14 protein-coding genes and 5 tRNA genes are annotated in these 17,509 nt (G+C 69.5%); 9 read left to right on the top strand and 10 right to left on the bottom strand.

The features are described 5' to 3' along the window. Window positions 1-2 precede the first annotated feature (2 nt). The 3 genes from GTW67_RS17225 to GTW67_RS17215 all read right to left on the bottom strand — a co-directional run bounded on the left by GTW67_RS17225 (window position 3) and on the right by GTW67_RS17215 (window position 673). Window positions 3-75: transfer RNA gene (locus tag GTW67_RS17225), tRNA-Gly, on the bottom strand. An 80-nt stretch (window positions 76-155) separates the two neighbouring features. Further along, window positions 156-227, bottom strand: a tRNA-Gly gene (locus GTW67_RS17220). A gap of 128 nt (window positions 228-355) precedes the next feature. Next, window positions 356-673, bottom strand: a complete 318-nt coding sequence (locus GTW67_RS17215) for an Lsr2 dimerization domain-containing protein (protein WP_161165709.1) — start codon at window positions 671-673, stop codon at window positions 356-358. A gap of 340 nt (window positions 674-1,013) precedes the next feature. On the opposite strand from GTW67_RS17215, the gene purS reads away from it, so the two are divergent. From purS to purM, 7 genes are all read left to right on the top strand, one after another. Continuing rightward, on the top strand, window positions 1,014-1,286 hold the full coding sequence (purS, locus tag GTW67_RS17210) for a phosphoribosylformylglycinamidine synthase subunit PurS (protein WP_161165708.1): 273 nt from the start codon (window positions 1,014-1,016) through the stop codon (window positions 1,284-1,286). Further along, on the top strand, window positions 1,283-1,963 hold the full coding sequence (purQ, locus tag GTW67_RS17205; protein WP_161165707.1) for a phosphoribosylformylglycinamidine synthase subunit PurQ: 681 nt from the start codon (window positions 1,283-1,285) through the stop codon (window positions 1,961-1,963). Before purS ends, purQ begins: the two co-directional genes overlap by 4 nt. Continuing rightward, entirely contained in the window at window positions 1,960-4,218 is a 2,259-nt protein-coding gene (purL, locus tag GTW67_RS17200; protein WP_161165706.1) for a phosphoribosylformylglycinamidine synthase subunit PurL, read from the top strand. The genes purQ and purL overlap by 4 nt, the downstream gene beginning before the upstream one ends. Before the next feature lie 125 nt (window positions 4,219-4,343). Then, window positions 4,344-5,141: a maleylpyruvate isomerase family mycothiol-dependent enzyme gene (locus GTW67_RS17195; protein WP_161165705.1), complete on the top strand. Its 798-nt coding sequence runs from the start codon at window positions 4,344-4,346 to the stop codon at window positions 5,139-5,141. 36 nt (window positions 5,142-5,177) lie between these two features. After that, window positions 5,178-5,966 carry an META domain-containing protein gene (locus GTW67_RS17190; RefSeq protein WP_161165704.1) on the top strand — a complete coding sequence of 263 codons (789 nt, stop codon included), beginning with the start codon at window positions 5,178-5,180 and terminating at the stop codon, window positions 5,964-5,966. Between the two features lie 62 nt (window positions 5,967-6,028). Then, the gene (gene purF / locus GTW67_RS17185) at window positions 6,029-7,555 is read left to right on the top strand and encodes an amidophosphoribosyltransferase (protein WP_161165703.1); all 1,527 of its coding nucleotides are present in this window, start codon (window positions 6,029-6,031) and stop codon (window positions 7,553-7,555) included. A gap of 47 nt (window positions 7,556-7,602) precedes the next feature. Next, entirely contained in the window at window positions 7,603-8,670 is a 1,068-nt protein-coding gene (purM, locus tag GTW67_RS17180) for a phosphoribosylformylglycinamidine cyclo-ligase (RefSeq protein ID WP_161165702.1), read from the top strand. Window positions 8,671-8,755: 85 nt separating this feature from the next. On the opposite strand, the gene GTW67_RS17175 is transcribed toward purM, so the two are convergent. Both GTW67_RS17175 and GTW67_RS17170 read right to left on the bottom strand, forming a co-directional pair. Further along, window positions 8,756-9,004 (bottom strand): DUF3073 domain-containing protein, encoded by a 249-nt coding sequence (locus tag GTW67_RS17175; protein ID WP_161165701.1) that lies wholly within the window; start codon window positions 9,002-9,004, stop codon window positions 8,756-8,758. A gap of 357 nt (window positions 9,005-9,361) precedes the next feature. Beyond that, window positions 9,362-10,456 (bottom strand): Glu/Leu/Phe/Val dehydrogenase dimerization domain-containing protein, encoded by a 1,095-nt coding sequence (locus tag GTW67_RS17170; RefSeq protein ID WP_161165700.1) that lies wholly within the window; start codon window positions 10,454-10,456, stop codon window positions 9,362-9,364. Between the two features lie 221 nt (window positions 10,457-10,677). Here GTW67_RS17170 and GTW67_RS17165 point away from each other — a divergent pair, with 221 nt between their 5' ends. Further along, on the top strand, window positions 10,678-11,529 hold the full coding sequence (locus tag GTW67_RS17165; RefSeq protein WP_161165699.1) for a DUF8083 family protein: 852 nt from the start codon (window positions 10,678-10,680) through the stop codon (window positions 11,527-11,529). A gap of 532 nt (window positions 11,530-12,061) precedes the next feature. Continuing rightward, complete coding sequence (gene bldC / locus GTW67_RS17160) at window positions 12,062-12,268, top strand: developmental transcriptional regulator BldC (RefSeq protein WP_003949541.1); 207 nt, start codon at window positions 12,062-12,064, stop codon at window positions 12,266-12,268. Between the two features lie 485 nt (window positions 12,269-12,753). On the opposite strand, the gene GTW67_RS37730 is transcribed toward bldC, so the two are convergent. The 5 genes from GTW67_RS37730 to GTW67_RS17140 form a co-directional block, all read right to left on the bottom strand. After that, window positions 12,754-12,924, bottom strand: coding sequence for a DUF6274 family protein (locus tag GTW67_RS37730; protein ID WP_237518908.1), 171 nt, complete (start codon window positions 12,922-12,924; stop codon window positions 12,754-12,756). Window positions 12,925-13,110: 186 nt separating this feature from the next. After that, a tRNA-Asp gene (locus tag GTW67_RS17155) sits at window positions 13,111-13,185 on the bottom strand. A 106-nt stretch (window positions 13,186-13,291) separates the two neighbouring features. Next, on the bottom strand, window positions 13,292-17,242 hold the full coding sequence (gene hrpA / locus GTW67_RS17150; RefSeq protein ID WP_161165698.1) for an ATP-dependent RNA helicase HrpA: 3,951 nt from the start codon (window positions 17,240-17,242) through the stop codon (window positions 13,292-13,294). A 94-nt stretch (window positions 17,243-17,336) separates the two neighbouring features. Further along, window positions 17,337-17,410 (bottom strand) — tRNA-Phe (locus tag GTW67_RS17145). A 24-nt stretch (window positions 17,411-17,434) separates the two neighbouring features. After that, a tRNA-Asp gene (locus GTW67_RS17140) sits at window positions 17,435-17,509 on the bottom strand.

Genomic DNA, 17,509 nt, shown 5'->3' with positions numbered 1-17,509 from the left:
CGAGCGGACGACGAGGCTCGAACTCGCGACCTCAACCTTGGCAAGGTTGCGCTCTACCAACTGAGCTACGTCCGCATTGCCCCCGACCGGCCTTCACCGATCGGTGCGAGCACCAGCCTACCTGATCCAATCGAGTGGCCGGTACGGCGATGCAGAGCGGGTGACAGGAATTGCACACTGCGCCTTCCCCCTGGAAGGGGGATGTTCTACTACTGAACTACACCCGCATGTTCCGTGAGCTGGGCCTTTCGGCCTCGCCCCTCGGCGTGCTCCAGACTTTAGCTGATCACCCGGGGTGTCGCGCAAGTCGGTTGCCGCGAGGGGCGGCTGAGCGGCCGTCGGCGGGCCGGACCGCTCACCGCGACTCGGCGAACGCCTCGTAGACCTTCTTCGGGATCCGGCCCCGCGCGGGCACGTCCATCTTGTTGGCCTGGGCCCAGGCGCGGACCGCCGCCGGGTCGGGGGCGACCTCCGTCTGCCGGTACGCCTTGCCGGACCGCGACCGCTTCCGGCCCGCCGACACGTAGGGCTCCAGGGCCTTGCGCAGTTTCCGGGCATTGGCTTCGTTCAGGTCGATCTCGTACATCCGGCCGTCGACACCGAAGGCGATCGTCTCCGCCGCTTCCGAGCCGTCGATGTCGTCAAAGAGAGTGACCACGACACGCTGCGCCACGAATATCGGTCCCTTCGTGCGGCATCTCCGCGATGACGTGCCAGGACACCGCGTTGATGCCGACTGTTCGCCTGTAATTGGGCAAAGTATCGGCTAATGACATTTCATTTGTACAGTGCCCGGCATTGCAATGGGAAGCCCGACTAAATCTCTCCGCGTGTCCCCCGCGCAATAGACATCCGCAGCGGATCCGAGATCTTTCCCGAAGCTTTTCGCGCGAGCATCCCCCGGATGCCGAATCGTGACCGCGCTCACGTACTTTCCTCCAAGGCTACGCGCGTAGAAATTTTGTACGGGTAGTCTGAAGGAACCTGCTCAGCACCACACACCGGGAGTGCCAGTGGCACGCGTCGTAGTCGACGTCATGCTCAAGCCGGAGATCCTCGACCCCCAGGGCCAGGCGGTGCAGCGCGCACTGCCGCGGCTGGGTTTCGAGGGGATCTCGGACGTCCGTCAGGGAAAGCGTTTCGAACTGGAAGTTGACGGGCCGGTCGACGAGGCCGCCCTCGCCCGCATCCATGATCTTGCGGAATCCTTCCTCGCCAACACCGTGATCGAGGACTTCACCGTCAAGGTCGAGTCCGAGGACGTAGTCGCGGAGGCTGTGAAGTGACCGCTCGTATTGGCGTCGTCACTTTCCCCGGCAGCCTCGACGACCGGGACACGCAGCGCGCGATCCGCGTCGCCGGTGCCGAACCCGTGGCGCTCTGGCACAAGGACAAGGACCTCAAGCAGGTCGACGCCGTGGTGCTGTGCGGCGGTTTCTCCTACGGCGACTATCTGCGCGCCGGCGCCATCGCGCGCTTCTCGCCGGTGATGGACACCGTCATCGACCAGGCGAAGGCCGGTCTCCCGGTGCTCGGCATCTGCAACGGCTTCCAGATCCTCACGGAGGCCCACCTGCTGCCCGGCGGCATGCTCGGCAACGACCACCTGCACTTCATCTGCCGCGACCAGAAGCTGCGGGTGGAGAACGCGGACACCGCCTGGACCAGCGACTACAGCGCCGGCCAGGAGATCCACATCCCGCTGAAGAACATGGACGGGCGATACGTCGCCGACCGGCGGACGCTGGACGAGCTGGAGGCCGAGGGCCGCGTCGCGTTCCGTTACGTGGACTTCAACCCGAACGGCTCGCTCAACGACATCGCCGGCATCACCAACGCGGCGGGCAACGTCGTCGGCCTGATGCCGCACCCCGAGCACGCCGTCGAGCCGCTGATCGGCACCGGCCGCACCGACGGCCTCCCGTTCTTCACCTCGATCCTCAAGAAGCTGGTCAACGCATGAGCCGGACGCCTCTGGACACGGTCGAGCACGCGGCCGCGACCCCCGACGTCGAGCTGCCCTGGGCCGAACTGGGCCTGAAGAAGGACGAGTACGAGAGGGTCGTGGAGATCCTCGGCCGCCGCCCCACCGGCGCCGAGCTGGCCATGTACTCCGTCATGTGGTCCGAGCACTGCTCGTACAAGTCCTCCAAGGTCCACCTCCGCCAGTTCGGCGAGAAGGCCCCGCAGAACGACGCGATGCTCGTCGGCATCGGCGAGAACGCCGGTGTGGTCGACGTCGGCCAGGGCTACGCGGTCACCTTCAAGGTCGAGTCGCACAACCACCCGTCGTACGTGGAGCCCTACCAGGGCGCCGCGACCGGCGTCGGCGGTATCGTCCGCGACATCATCGCCATGGGCGCGCGTCCCGTCGCCGTCGTGGACCCCCTGCGCTTCGGCGCCGCGGACCACCCCGACACCAAGCGCGTGCTGCCCGGCGTCGTCGCCGGCATCGGCGGCTACGGCAACTGCCTGGGCCTGCCCAACATCGGCGGCGAGGTCGTCTTCGACGCCTGCTACCAGGGCAACCCGCTGGTCAACGCCGGTGCCATCGGCGTCATGCGGCACGAGGACATCCACCTCGCCAAGGCGTCCGGCGCGGGCAACAAGGTCATCCTCTACGGCGCCCGCACCGGCGGCGACGGCATCGGCGGCGCCTCGATCCTCGCCTCCGAGACCTTCGACGACGCGAAGCCGTCCAAGCGCCCCGCCGTGCAGGTCGGCGACCCCTTCCAGGAGAAGCTCCTCATCGAGTGCACCCTGGAGGCGTTCAAGGAGAAGCTCGTCGTCGGCATCCAGGACCTGGGCGCCGCGGGCCTGTCCTGCGCGACCAGCGAGCTGGCGTCGAACGGCTCCGGCGGCATGCGCGTCACCCTGGACGACGTCCCGCTGCGCGACTCCACGCTCTCGCCCGAGGAGATCCTCATGAGCGAGTCGCAGGAGCGCATGTGCGCGGTCGTCGAGCCCGAGAAGGTCGACCGCTTCCTGGAGATCTGCGACAAGTGGGACGTCATCGCCACCGTCATCGGTGAGGTGACCGACGGCGACCGCCTGGAGATCTTCTGGCACGGCGGCAAGATCATCGACGTCGACCCGCGCACGGTCGCCCACGACGGCCCGGTCTACGAGCGCCCCTACGCCCGCCCCGAGTGGCAGGACGCCCTCCAGGCCGACGACGCGAACAAGCTGCCCCGGCCGGGGACGGGCGAGGAGCTGAAGGACCAGGTCCTGAAGCTGGTGTCCTCCCCGAACCAGGCGTCCAAGCAGTGGATCACCCAGCAGTACGACCACTTCGTGCAGGGCAACACCGTCCTCGCCCAGCCCGAGGACTCCGGCATGATCCGCGTGGACGAGGAGAGCGGCCTCGGCGTCGCCATCGCCACGGACGGCAACGGCCGGTACGCCAAGCTCGACCCGTACACGGGCGCGCAGCTGGCCCTGGCGGAGGCGTACCGCAACGTCGCGACCACCGGTGCCAAGCCCCTCGCGGTCTCCGACTGCCTGAACTTCGGCTCGCCGGAGGACCCGGCGGTCATGTGGCAGTTCGCCGAGGCCGTGCGCGGCCTGGCCGACGGGTGCCTCCAGCTCGGCACCCCGGTGACCGGCGGCAACGTCTCGCTCTACAACCAGACGGGCGAGGCGGCCATCCACCCGACGCCGGTCGTCGCGGTTCTCGGCGTCATCGACGACGTGGCCCGGCGCACGCCGGTCGCCTTCCAGGAGGACGGCCAGCTGCTGTACCTCCTCGGCGACACGCGTGAGGAGTTCGGCGGCTCGGCCTGGTCCCAGGTCATCCACGACCACCTCGGCGGCCTGCCGCCCACGGTCGACCTGGAGCGGGAGCGGCTGCTCGCCGAGATCCTGATCTCCGCCTCCCGCGACGGCATGATCGACTCCGCGCACGACCTGTCCGACGGCGGTCTGGTCCAGGCGGTCGTGGAGTCGGCGCTGCTCGGCGGCAGGGGCGCGCGGCTGGTCGTCCCGGACGGGCTCGACGCCTTCACCTTCCTGTTCTCGGAGTCGGCGGGCCGCGCGGTCGTCGCCGTCCCGCGTTCGGAGGAGCTCCGCTTCACCGACATGTGCGGCGCGCGGGGCCTGCCCGTCGCCCGCATCGGTGTCGTGGACGGGGACGCGGTGGAGGTCCAGGGCGAGTTCACCCTTCCCCTGACCGACCTCCGCGAGGCCCACGAGGGCACCATCCCGGCACTGCTGGCGTAACCGCCGGCCCACCGCGACGACGAGGCCCCGCCCGGAACCGTCCGGGCGGGGCCTCGCCGGTGGTCCCCCGGGCTCACCCGATATTGCCGAGTGCGCCGCCCACCGCGCCCACTAGGCTCACCGCCATGCCGCCCGCCAGGAAACGTGCCCGCAGCTACGACCCCGCCCGCACCCGTGCCGCCGTGTTCGCCCAGTTCGGGCACGTCAGGGACGCGGTGCGCACCCTCGGACCCGAGCAGCTCGCGCTGCCGACGCGGCTGGGGGACTGGACCGTACGGGAACTGGTGGCGCACATCGGGATGGCCCTGACCGCGCTGCACCGCGCCCTGGACCGGCCCGCCCCGGCCGCGCAGGACGTCCAGGTCGCCGAGTGGCCCTTCGCCACCGCCGCCAACTCCGCCGCGATCGACGACTTCACGCGCCGGCTCGCCGCAGACCACCCCGACCTCGGCGATCACCTCGCCGGCATCGAGGAGAGCCTGCGCGCCCTGCTCGCCGAGCACCCCGGCAGCCGGCTCCTGGAGACCAACGCGGGCGCGCTGCCGCTGGACGACTACCTCGTCACCCGCACCGTCGAACTCGTCGTCCACACCGACGACCTGAACGCCGCCGTGCCCGGCCTCGCCGTCCCCTACGACCGCCAGGCCCTGGCCGCCGCGACCCGGCTGCTCGCCGACGCGCTCGCCCTGAAGGCGCCCGGCGGGTCCACGGAGGTGCGGGTGCCGCCGTACGCCGTCGTGCAGTGCGTCGAGGGCCCCCGGCACACCCGCGGCACCCCGCCCAACGTCGTCGAGACCGACCCGCTGACCTGGGTCCGGCTCGCGACCGGGCGGCTGGCCTGGGAGGACGCCGTGGCCGAGGCCCAGGTGAGCGCGAGCGGCGAGCGGGCCGACCTCGGCGGGCTGCTGCCGCTGCTGAGCTGAGGGGAACCAGACGCTCCGCACCTCCGTCGAATCGGCATGTACAGGCAGAAGCAGCAGCGCAGCAAGACCCTGACCATGGCCCTCGTCGCCGTGCTCGTCCCGCTCGCGGCGGCCTGCGGCAGCGAGAAGGCCGACAGCGGCAGCGGATCCGTCGGCGCGGATAAGCCCTTCACCGGCGTCCGCTGGAGCATCGACAGCGTCACCGTCGACGGCACCACCCACGAGGCGCCCGACGCGGCCCGGGTCCGCATCGACGACAGCGGTGAGGCGGCGGGCAGCACCGGCTGCAACACCTTCAGCGCCCGCGCCGACGTCGACGGCGAGCGGGTCCGGATCAGCGACGCCGCGTTCACCGAGAAGGCCTGCGAGCAGACGCCCCCGGACTTCGAGAAGTCCCTCGGCCGCGTCCTCGCCGACGGCTCCCTCACCGCCGACACGGCGAGCGACCGCCTGACCCTCACCACCTCCGCCGGCGACACCGTCCGGCTGAGCAGGCCCGACGACGCGTCCCTGTACGGCACGGAGTGGACCGTCACGACACCCGGCGGCAAGGGCAGCACCCACCTCACCTTCGACAAGAAGGCGGGCACCGTCTCCGGCCGCCTCCCCTGCAACCATGTCAACGCCAAGGCCACCGTCCGCGACGGACATATCACCCTGGGCGCTCCGGTCACCACCCGAATGATGTGCGAAGGCTCACTCATGGACGCCGAGAAGCGGATGCTCCGCTTCTTCGAGGGCCGGGTCGACTACCGGATCGATCACGGAACCCTGACGCTGACCAGCGAAGACGGCACCACGGTCCGGGCCGTGGCCGGCAAGTGATCCGCAGGTGAGCCGGTATCCCCAATTCGGACCAGTGGTCGATCTCGCCTACACTCGGGAGCGTGCCACGTGGTGACGGTCGACTCAATCACGATCTGCTTCCCGGCGAGAAGGGCCCCCAGGACGCTTGCGGCGTCTTCGGTGTCTGGGCCCCGGGCGAAGAGGTCGCCAAGCTCTCCTACTTCGGGCTCTACGCCCTCCAGCATCGGGGCCAGGAATCCGCGGGAATCGCGGTCAGCAACGGCTCCCAGATCCTCGTCTTCAAGGACATGGGCCTCGTCTCCCAGGTCTTCGACGAGACCTCGCTCGGTTCGCTCCAGGGTCACATCGCGGTCGGTCACGCCCGCTACTCGACCACCGGTGCGTCCGTGTGGGAGAACGCCCAGCCAACCTTCCGGGCCACCGCGCAGGGCTCCATCGCGCTCGGCCACAACGGCAACCTCGTCAACACCGCCCGGCTCGCCGAGATGGTCGCCGACCTGCCCAAGCAGGAAGGCCGCTCCACCCGCGTCGCGGCGACCAACGACACCGACCTGCTGACCGCGCTCCTCGCGGCCCAGGTCGACGAGGACGGCAAGCCGCTGACCATCGAGGAGGCCGCGCACCGCGTCCTTCCCCAGGTCATGGGCGCCTTCAGCCTCGTCTTCATGGACGAGCACACCCTGTACGCCGCGCGTGACCCGCAGGGCATCCGCCCGCTGGTCCTCGGCCGCCTGGAGCGCGGCTGGGTCGTCGCCTCCGAGTCCGCCGCCCTCGACATCTGCGGCGCCTCCTACGTCCGCGAGATCGAGCCGGGCGAGTTCGTCGCCATCGACGAGAACGGCCTGCGCACGTCGCGATTCGCAGAAGCGAAGCCCAAGGGCTGTGTCTTCGAGTACGTGTACCTGGCCCGCCCGGACACCGACATCGCCGGCCGCAACGTCTACCTCTCGCGCGTCGAGATGGGCCGCAAACTGGCCAAGGAGGCCCCCGCCGAGGCCGACCTCGTCATAGCGACCCCGGAGTCCGGCACCCCCGCCGCGATCGGGTACGCCGAGGCCTCCGGCATCCCCTTCGGCAACGGTCTGGTGAAGAACGCCTACGTGGGCCGCACCTTCATCCAGCCCTCGCAGACCATCCGCCAGCTCGGCATCCGCCTCAAGCTGAATCCGCTCAAGGAAGTCATCAAGGGCAAGCGGCTGGTCGTCGTGGACGACTCCATCGTCCGCGGCAACACCCAGCGGGCCCTGGTCCGCATGCTTCGCGAGGCCGGCGCCGCCGAGGTCCACATCCGGATCTCCTCCCCGCCGGTGAAGTGGCCCTGCTTCTTCGGCATCGACTTCGCCACCCGCGCCGAGCTCATCGCCAACGGCATGAGCATCGACGAGATCGGCACCTCGATGGGCGCCGACTCCCTGGCGTACATCTCCATCGACGGCATGATCGAGGCGACCACCATCGCCAAGCCGAACCTCTGCCGCGCCTGCTTCGACGGCGAGTACCCGATGGAGCTCCCCGACCCCGAGCTGCTCGGCAAGCAGCTCCTGGAGACCGAGCTGGCCGCCGGGCCCGCCGGTACGGCCGCCGCCGACGCCATCCGTCGCCCGTAGCCGTCCGTCCGCAAGACCTGCCGTACGACACAAAGGTTCTCATCGTCATGCCTGACACAACTGGTGCCAGCTACGCAGCCGCGGGCGTCGACATCGAGGCGGGCGACCGCGCCGTCGAGCTCATGAAGGAATGGGTCAAGAAGACGCGGCGCCCCGAGGTCCTCGGCGGCCTCGGCGGCTTCGCGGGCCTCTTCGACGCCTCCGCCCTCAAGAACTACGACCGTCCCCTGCTGGCCTCGGCCACGGACGGTGTCGGCACCAAGGTCGACATCGCCCGGCAGCTCGGCGTGTACGACACCATCGGCCACGACCTGGTCGCCATGGTCATGGACGACATCGTGGTGTGCGGCGCCGAGCCGCTGTTCATGACCGACTACATCTGCGTCGGCAAGGTCCACCCCGAGCGCGTCGCCGCCATCGTCAAGGGCATCGCCGAGGGCTGTGTCCTGGCCGGCTGCGCCCTGGTGGGCGGCGAGACGGCCGAGCACCCCGGCCTGCTCGGCGAGGACGACTTCGACGTCGCCGGCGCCGGTACGGGCGTCGTGGAGGCCGACCGGCTGCTCGGTCCGGACCGCATCCGCGAGGGGGACGCGGTCGTCGCGATGGCCGCCTCCGGCCTTCACTCGAACGGGTACTCACTCGTCCGCCACGTCCTGCTGAACGAGGCCGGAATGGCCCTGAACACGCACGTGGACGACCTCGGCCGCACCCTCGGCGAGGAGCTCCTGGAGCCGACGAAGATCTACTCGCTGGACTGCCTGGCCCTGATGCGCACCACCGACGTGCACGCCTTCAGCCACGTCACCGGCGGCGGCCTCGCGGCCAACCTGGCGCGCGTGATCCCCGACGGCCTGCACGCGAGCGTCGACCGCTCCACCTGGACCCCGGGCGCGGTCTTCGACCTCGTCGGACGGACCGGCAAGGTCGAGCGCCTGGAGCTGGAGAAGACCCTGAACATGGGCGTCGGCATGATCGCCGTCGTGCCCCAGGAATCCGCCGACGTGGCGCTGACGACCCTCGCCGACCGCGGCGTCGACGCCTGGGTCGCCGGCGAGATCACCGAGCGCGGCGACCACGCGACGGGCGCCACGATGACCGGCGACTACGCCCGCTGAGCCGGGGGACCGGCACAGCGATGCGGGTAGCACAGAACCCGGTCGGTGACGGAAGTCACCGACCGGGTGAGTGTTCAGTGCAGGGTCAAGCGCCGCGACGATGCTGCGGGGACTGGCCGTCCTCGTCCTCGTCGTCCTCGTAGAGGTCGGCGTACTTTGCGTACAGCTCGTCGTCCTGCTCATCGTCTTCGAACCGCTCGCCGTTAGGCGGTTGCGGACTCGACGTCGATGCGCCCAGCTCCTCGGCCAGGCGGGAGAGATCAGTCCCACCGCTGTTGTACTTCAGCTGGCGGGCGACCTTCGTCTGCTTGGCCTTGGCCCGGCCGCGCCCCATGGCTCGACCCCCTCAACGACGGGGCTCGACGGCCCCAGAGTCTTGACACGCGTTCATGGTCCGGAACGGGCTCTCCATGGAGAGACCGGTCCGTAGGGCTTCCACGGTACCTGAGCCCACGCCCATACGGTACGTCGCCCGTAGGACGTGGCTACGCCCAGGACCTGCGAGGCGCCCCGTCCTCGCTGGTCAAAGGCGATTTTAACCACCTTTCGACGGTCGACCCGCCGGGAGAAGTGAGAGTTCTCTCCAACTGCCCGCCGGCGGGTACCGCTCAAACCTTCGAAGACGGCTCTCAAAGTGCCCTCGAAGCACCCGCGGAGTGCCCTCCGGAACGCGTGACGCACCGTCTCCGGATCAGCGCCGCGCGCGTGCCTCCGACATCCGCTGCTCGGCGATCCGGTCGGCCGCGGCGGCCGGCGGAATACCGTCTTCCTTCGCACGTGCGAAGATCGCAAGCGTGGTGTCGTAGATCTTCGCCGCCTTCGCCTTGCACCGCTCGAAGTCGAAGCCGTGCAGCTCGTCGGCGACCTGGATGACCCCGCCGGCGTTCACCACGTAGTCCGGCGCGTAGAGGATCCCGCGGTCGGCGAGGTCCTTCTCGACGCCCGGGTGCGCGAGCTGGTTGTTGGCCGCGCCGCACACCACCTTCGCGGTCAGCACCGGCACGGTCTCGTCGTTCAGCGCGCCGCCGAGCGCGCAGGGGGCGTAGATGTCCAGGTTCTCCACCCGGATCAGCGCGTCCGTGTCGGCGACGGCGATCACCGACGGGTGCCGCTCGGTGAGGGCCCGCACGACGTCCTTGCGCACGTCCGTGACGACCACGTGCGCGCCCTCGGCGAGCAGGTGCTCGACCAGGTGGTGGCCGACCTTGCCGACGCCGGCGATGCCGACCGTGCGGTCGCGCAGCGTCGGGTCGCCCCACAGGTGCTGGGCGGCGGCCCGCATGCCCTGGTAGACGCCGTAGGAGGTGAGCACGGACGAGTCGCCCGCGCCGCCGTTCTCCGGGGAGCGTCCGGTCGTCCACCGGCACTCGCGCGCCACGACGTCCATGTCGGCCACGTAGGTGCCGACGTCGCAGGCGGTGACGTAGCGGCCGCCGAGCGAGGCGACGAACCGGCCGTAGGCGAGGAGCAGTTCCTCGCTCTTGATCTGCTCCGGGTCGCCGATGATCACGGCCTTGCCGCCGCCGTGGTCGAGACCGGCCATGGCGTTCTTGTACGACATCCCGCGCGCGAGGTTCAGCGCGTCGGTGACGGCCTCCGCCTCGTTCGCGTACGGGTAGAAGCGCGTACCGCCGAGCGCGGGGCCCAGGGCGGTGGAGTGGAGGGCGATGACGGCCTTGAGACCGCTGGCACGGTCCTGGCAGAGCACGACTTGCTCATGACCCCCCTGATCCGAGTGGAACAGGGTGTGCAGTACATCAGCAGGTGCGCCGGTTACGTCGGTCACGGTGGTGACTCCTGTGTAGGTGCGGCGGGTGGAGAAGGGGTCCCCGTGCGGGTGGCGGGGACTGTGGCACGAGATTAGAGCCTGGTGGTGCCCGCCCGCCGCACAGTGCCCAGGATCACCTCCGCACGGAGTACAGGCGTGCGACGATTTGCAGAGATTCCCGCGCGTTTGTGAGCGGCTCCCGCAGGTTTTCGGGACGGTGCGCGGGGGAGGGAGCAGGCGTGCCCAAGGTGTCCTCGGTGATCGTCCCCTACGCGGCCTACCTGCGTGTGTACGAGCCGCTGGCCGCCTTCCCCGAGCCGGAGCGCGGTCACTGGACCCGCTACGCCCGCCGCACCGACCTGCCCTCCTACCAGGACGAGCTGCGCCGTTCCCTGGCCGACCTGCTGCCCACCCCGCCCGTGCCGGTACCGGTGCACGAGAGCGGCGACGCCTTCGTGACCGAGGCCGACGGGGTGGTCCGCGTGTGCCCGTGGCGGACCCGGCTGCGCGGCTGGCAGGCCCTCGGCGAGCTGGCCGAGGACTTCCCCGAGCCCGTCCTGGACGCCCTGATCCCCCCGGTCGTACGCCGCCAGACCGCCCAGGACTACGAGCGCTGGCTGGAGGGCCACCCCGACGCCCGCCCCTGGATCCGCACGGCCACCTGGCAGGTGCCGATCAACTGGTTCGTGCTGGTCTCCGACGAGGAGCGGGAGTACGACAAGGGCGGCGGCGCCCCCGGGACCGCGGCGCCGGTGCTGCGCTACCGGACGCCGATGGTGCAGGCCCGCCGGCGGGTGGCCCGGGGCCTGCGGGCGCTGAAGGAGGCCGTGGACGAGGGGCCGCTGATCGACGGCCTGATGGACGTGGGGCGCTGGCTGGAGGAGTTCCACCCGCGGTCCCTGGTGGAGCTGGACTACGGCGGACTGGTGCACGCCCTGCCGGCCGGCGAGCTGGAGGACGACCACTCGGCGGCGGACGTGGCCGAGGGCATCGAGGCGCTGCGCCGGGGCGACGGGACGGCGGCGGGCGCCGCGTACGGGCGGCTGGTGGAGCGTTGGCGGTCGGTGCGGGACCGCCGGTCGGCGAACTGACGTTTGACGTACCGCCCGATTTGGGGTTTCGTCTCTCGCTCCGACACCTGTTCGGTGTGACCTGACACTTCGTCACCGGGGGACGGAAGTCCCGATCCGGGCGTTTGTGTCAAGCGTGACGGACCGCACGTACGCCACTCTTGCGCCGCTTCCCCCTCCTCATGCCAAAATAGGACAAGGAGTCCGGGGAGGGCTCCATCCGTCCTGCTGTGGTGCACTGTGGGCGGAATCTCAGCATTGCACGCTTTGGGGGGTCTGGTGACTCCTGATCGCCCTGTGACTGATCGTCACAGTGGCGTGACTGTCCGCTATGGCATGGTCCATCGGCATCCGTCGCTGATGAACACCTGGGAGGGCAATTCCATCGGTTTGGCCGACGCGGCTGGACAGATGGTGTAGTTGTAGTGCCGAGGACAAGCCGTTCGTCCTATAACCGACTCGACTCGCGTCCGCCATTTCGGGCAACGCGGGTCAAGGTGCAGAATTTAGAGGAAAGAACCGAGAAGGTTCGGTTCTCCCGAGGAGGCCGCTCATGACCGCTCGCACCCCTGATGCCGAGCCGCTGCTGACCCCGGCTGAGGTCGCCACCATGTTCCGCGTCGACCCGAAGACGGTCACGCGCTGGGCGAAGGCCGGCAAGCTCACGTCGATCCGCACGCTCGGCGGGCATCGCCGCTACCGCGAGGCCGAGGTCCGCGCTCTGCTCGCGGGCATTCCGCAGCAGCGCAGCGAGGCCTGAACAACCGCATAACCGGGCATAACGGCAGGCCCCCCAACCTGCCGAAGCGCTCGTTCACCACAGCTCCAACCGACGCGGGTCCTGCCCCAACAGGCCTCACACCCAAGCCGTTCGCACATGTCGGACGACCGGCCGGGTACGTCGTGGATCGCGCTGGACTCCGCCGGGTCCAGCGCGATTTTTTTGTGCCCGCCGGTGGGCCGCCGAGAGCGGGCTTGTCGGAGTCTGGGGGAGGCTGTCGGATCCGCTGTGGGCGGGCCTGGGGGAAGGTGTGAGGGAAGGTGTGGGGGCACCCTCCGGGAGAGTGCAATTGCACATATTAAATCGACCAGTTGTAGGAGAGGCGTAAGTGCCACCGTTTCAAAAACTCATGCGGTGACACCCGTCACACGTGCTGCCGCTTGTTGGCTCTGGCATATGTGCGCTAGAGGAGCGGGTGGTTCCAGCAGCCCATGGGGGCACGGGTGTTGGGGGCCGACGGACGGTCACGTGGCCGTCGGAGGGGGCGCCGGGGCTGGCGGCGGGGCGGAGTCCCACGCGAGGCGCAGCAGCCGGTGGCAGATCGGACAGTGGCGCGTCAGATGGCGGTACGACGAGGCGGCCGACAGATGCGCGCGGAGCAGTGCCCGCGTCTCGTGCCTGACCGATGCCGCCATACGCCACCTCCAGGGACCACACGGAGAACGTGCCCTGTCTTTGGAGTACCGAGCGAAGACGACGCCGTCAAGGCCGCGAGAGGGGCGCTGAGGGCTTCGGGGGCGTATCCGGCGCAAGGCACCCGTGGAGGGCACGCAGACAGCACGCAGAAGGCCCGCACCGATCGGTGCGGGCCCTCTTCACTGCGGTCCTGACGGGATTTGAACCCGCGGCCTCCACCTTGACAGGGTGGCGAGCACTCCAAACTGCTCCACAGGACCAGGTTTTGCGGCACTTTCTTGCGTTGCGCTGCGAGAAGAGACTCTACAGGAGGGTGGGCCCAGGGTCGAACTCACCCTCCGTGCGGTCCTCGTCACGGCTTCGCCGCTACGGCGCCAGAGCGTCGATCGCCTTCACGATCCGCTTGTCGGAGATCGGGTACGCCGTCCCCAGCGCGTGGGCGAAGTAGCTGACCCGCAGCTCCTCGATCATCCAGCGGACGTCCAGGACCGGCCGCGGGACCGGCCGCCCCCGGGGCATCTGCTCCAGCAGCCACGCGTACTCGTCCTGCATCTCGTGGACCTTCTCCATGCGGGTCGTGTCCCGCTGGACGTTGGCCGGCATCTGCTGGAGGCGCCGGTCGGCGGCGACCAGATAGCGCATCAGGTCGGGCAGCCGCCCGACGCCGGCCGCCGTCACGAAGCCGGGCTTCACCAGGCCGTCCAGCTGTGTCCGCACGTCCTGGAGGTTCGCCAGCAGCGCCGGGCTGCGCACGGCCTTCAGGCGGCGCTCACAGGCCGCCCATGCGGCCAGCACCTGCTGCACCTGGCCCACCGTACGGACGGTCGTGTCGACGATCTCCGCGCGGACCTTGTCGTACAGCTTGCGGTACGACTCCTCGTCCCACGCCGGCCCGCCGAAGTCGGCGATCAGCTTGTCGGCCGCCGCCATGGCGCAGTCGTCGAACAGGGCCTGGATCGAACCGTGCGGATTCGCGGACAGGCCCAGCTTCTGCTGGTTGGTCAGCTTTTCGGACGCGAACTTCGCCGGGTTGACCGGGATGTTGCGCAGGATCAGCCGGCGCGTGCCCTTCCACATCGCCTGCGCCTGCTCGGCCTCGGTGTCGAAGAGGCGCACGGACACCGTGTCGCCGTCGTCGACGAGCGCCGGGTAGGCCTTCACCGGCTGACCGGCGCGGCGGGTCTCGAAGACGCGGGACAGGGCGCCGATCGTCCAGTCCGTCAGGCCGGTGCGCTCCAGCGACTCGCCGCCGCTGCGCTCCGCCGTGGCCGCCGCGGCCTGCGACAGCGCCTTGCGCGCCTTCGGCTTCAGCCGGAGCTTCAGGACCTCCAGGTCCTTGTCCTCGGCCAGCTTGCGGCGCCGTTCGTCGACGATCCGGAACGTGATCTTCAGGTGGTCGGGGACCTTCGCCCAGTCGAAGTCCTCCGCCTCGAACGGCACCCCCACCATGCGCTTGAGCTCCCGCGCCATGGTCACCGTCAGCGGCTCCTGGAGCGGGACCGCCCGCTCCAGGAACTTCTGCGCGTAGTTCGGCGCCGGCACGTAGTTGCGGCGGATCGGCTTGGGCAGGGTGCGGATCAGCTCCGTGACCACCTGCTCGCGCAGGCCCGGGATCTGCCAGTCGAAGCCCTCGTCCGTGACCTGGTTGAGCACCTGGAGCGGGATGTGGACGGTCACGCCGTCGGCGTCCGCGCCCGGCTCGAACTGGTAGGTCACCCGGAACTTCAGCGGCCCCTGGCGCCAGGAGTCCGGATAGTCGTCCTTGGTGACCGCACCCGCCTTCTCGTTGATGAGCATCTCGCGCTCGAAGTCGAGGAAGTCGGGCTGCTCGTGCCGCTTGTGCTTCCACCAGGAGTCGAAGTGCGCACCGGACACGACGTGTTCGGGCACCCGCTGGTCGTAGAAGTCGTACAGCGTCTCGTCGTCGACCAGGATGTCGCGGCGCCGGGCGCGGTGCTCCAGCTCCTCGACCTCGGTCAGCAGCTTGCGGTTGTCGGCGAAGAACTTGTGGTGCGTGCGCCAGTCGCCCTCGACCAGGGCGTTGCGGATGAACAGCTCGCGGCTGACCTCCGGGTCGATCCGCCCGTAGTTCACCTTGCGCTGCGCCACGATCGGCACGCCGTACAGCGTGACCTTCTCGTACGCCATCACGGCCGCCTGGTCCTTCTCCCAGTGCGGCTCGCTGTAGGTGCGCTTGAGGAGGTGTCCGGCGAGCGGTTCGACCCACTCGGGCTCGATCTTCGCGTTGACGCGGGCCCAGAGCCGGGAGGTCTCCACCAGCTCGGCCGACATCACGAACCGCGGGGGCTTCTTGAACAGCGCCGAGCCCGGGAAGATCGCGAACTTGGCGTTGCGCGCGCCCAGGTACTCGTTCTTCGCGCCCTCCTTCACGTCCTTCATGCCGACGTGGGAGAGCAGACCGGCCAGCAGCGACACGTGCACGCGGTCGTCGGGGGCGGTGCTGTCGTCGTCGCCGAGATGGAGGCCCATCTGCTTGGCGACCGTGCGCAGCTGCGTGTAGATGTCCTGCCACTCGCGGATCCGCAGGAAGTTGAGGTACTCCTGCTTGCACATCCGGCGGAAGGACGACGAGCCGCGCTCCTTCTGCTGCTCGCGGACGTACCGCCACAGGTTGAGGAAGGCGAGGAAGTCGCTGGTCTCGTCCCTGAAGCGGGCGTGCTGCTGGTCGGCCTGGGCCTGCTTCTCCGACGGGCGTTCCCGCGGGTCCTGGATGGACAGGGCCGCCGCTATGACCATGACCTCGCGGACGCAGCCGTTCTTGTCGGCCTCCAGCACCATCCGCGCGAGGCGCGGGTCGACGGGCAGCTGGGCGAGCTTCCGGCCGGTGTCGGTCAGCCGCTTGCGTACGTCCTTCTGCGCCGGGTCGAGCGCGCCGAGCTCCTGGAGGAGCTGCACGCCGTCGCGGATGTTGCGGTGGTCCGGCGGGTCGATGAAGGGGAACTTCTCGATGTCGCCGAGGCCGGCGGCGGTCATCTGGAGGATGACGGAGGCGAGGTTGGTGCGGAGGATCTCCGCGTCCGTGAACTCCGGCCGGGCGAGGAAGTCGTCCTCGCTGTAGAGCCGGACGCAGATGCCGTCGGACGTACGCCCGCAGCGGCCCTTGCGCTGGTTGGCGCTGGCCTGCGAGATCGGCTCGATGGGCAGCCGCTGCACCTTGGTGCGGTGGCTGTAGCGGGAGATGCGGGCGAAGCCGGGGTCGATGACGTACTTGATGCCCGGGACGGTGAGGGAGGTCTCGGCGACGTTGGTCGCGAGGACGATCCGGCGCCCGGTGTGCTGCTGGAACACGCGGTGCTGCTCGGCGTGCGAGAGCCGCGCGTACAGCGGCAGCACCTCGGTGAACTTGTATCTCTTCTTCTCTAGCGCGTCCGCCGTGTCCCGGATCTCCCGTTCACCGGAGAGGAAGACGAGGATGTCGCCCTTGCCCTCGCCCATCAGCTCCTCGACGGCGTCGGTGATCGCGGTGATCTGGTCGCGGTCGGCGTCGTCGCCGTCCTCCTCCAGGAGCGGGCGGTACCGCACCTCCACCGGGTACGTCCGGCCGCTGACCTCGATGATCGGGGCGTCACCGAAGTGGCGGGAGAAGCGCTCGGGGTCGATGGTCGCCGAGGTGATGACGACCTTGAGGTCGGGGCGCTTCGGCAGCAGCTGGGCCAGGTAGCCCAGCAGGAAGTCGATGTTGAGGGACCGCTCGTGGGCCTCGTCGATGATGATCGTGTCGTAGGCGCGCAGCTCGCGGTCGGTCTGGATCTCGGCGAGCAGGATGCCGTCCGTCATCAGCTTGATGAACGTGGCGTCCGGATTCACCTGGTCGGTGAACCGCACCTTCCAGCCGACGGCCTCGCCGAGCGGGGTGTCCAGCTCGTCCGCGACCCGCTCGGCGACGGTGCGCGCGGCGATCCGGCGGGGCTGGGTGTGCCCGATCATGCCGCGGACGCCACGGCCGAGCTCGACACAGATCTTCGGGATCTGCGTGGTCTTTCCGGACCCGGTCTCACCGGCGACGATGACGACCTGGTGATCACGGATGGCCTCCGCGATCACGTCCTTCTTCTGGCTGACCGGGAGCTGCTCGGGGTAGCTGACGGCGGGCACCCGGGCCCGGCGCTCTCCGATGCGCTGCTCGGCCTTGGCCACCTCCGCCTCGATCTCGGCGAGAACGGCGGCACGGGCCTCCGGTTTGCGGATCTTCCGTGCACCCTCCAGCCTCCGGCCGAGCCGATGCGCGTCGCGCAGCGACAGCTCGGTCAGGCGGGGGGCGAGGGCGCCGAGGGCGGGGGCGGGGTGCGTAGACATACGGGTTCCAGGATCGCATCCCCGGGAAATTCCTGGCGAACGCTTTTGCCCCGGCATACAACAGGGCCCCGATCCGAGGATCGGGGCCCTACTGTGGCTGGGGCCGGGGTCGAACCGGCGACCTATCGCTTTTCAGGCGATCGCTCGTACCAACTGAGCTACCCAGCCGCGAGGTTTCACGTGAAACCTCAGCGGTCCTGACGGGATTTGAACCCGCGGCCTCCACCTTGACAGGGTGGCGAGCACTCCAAACTGCTCCACAGGACC

The sequence above is a fragment of the Streptomyces sp. SID5910 genome (genome assembly GCF_009862125.1).
Classification (GTDB): Bacteria; Actinomycetota; Actinomycetes; order Streptomycetales; family Streptomycetaceae; genus Streptomyces.
The sequence above is the reverse complement of the archived record's forward strand: the minus strand, read 5'-3'. Positions and strand labels throughout refer to the sequence as shown.

Bases quoted from the DNA above. Each gene is read 5' to 3' on its own strand.
- purL (WP_161165706.1), top strand. From the start codon at position 1,960: ATGAGCCGGACGCCTCTGGACACGGTCGAGCACGCGGCCGCGACCCCC.
- hrpA (WP_161165698.1), bottom strand. From the start codon at position 17,242: ATGTCTACGCACCCCGCCCCCGCCCTCGGCGCCCTCGCCCCCCGCCTG.
- purM (WP_161165702.1), top strand. From the start codon at position 7,603: ATGCCTGACACAACTGGTGCCAGCTACGCAGCCGCGGGCGTCGACATC.
- bldC (WP_003949541.1), top strand. From the start codon at position 12,062: ATGACCGCTCGCACCCCTGATGCCGAGCCGCTGCTGACCCCGGCTGAG.
- GTW67_RS37730 (WP_237518908.1), bottom strand. From the start codon at position 12,924: ATGGCGGCATCGGTCAGGCACGAGACGCGGGCACTGCTCCGCGCGCAT.
- GTW67_RS17190 (WP_161165704.1), top strand. From the start codon at position 5,178: ATGTACAGGCAGAAGCAGCAGCGCAGCAAGACCCTGACCATGGCCCTC.
- GTW67_RS17175 (WP_161165701.1), bottom strand. From the start codon at position 9,004: ATGGGGCGCGGCCGGGCCAAGGCCAAGCAGACGAAGGTCGCCCGCCAG.
- GTW67_RS17195 (WP_161165705.1), top strand. From the start codon at position 4,344: ATGCCGCCCGCCAGGAAACGTGCCCGCAGCTACGACCCCGCCCGCACC.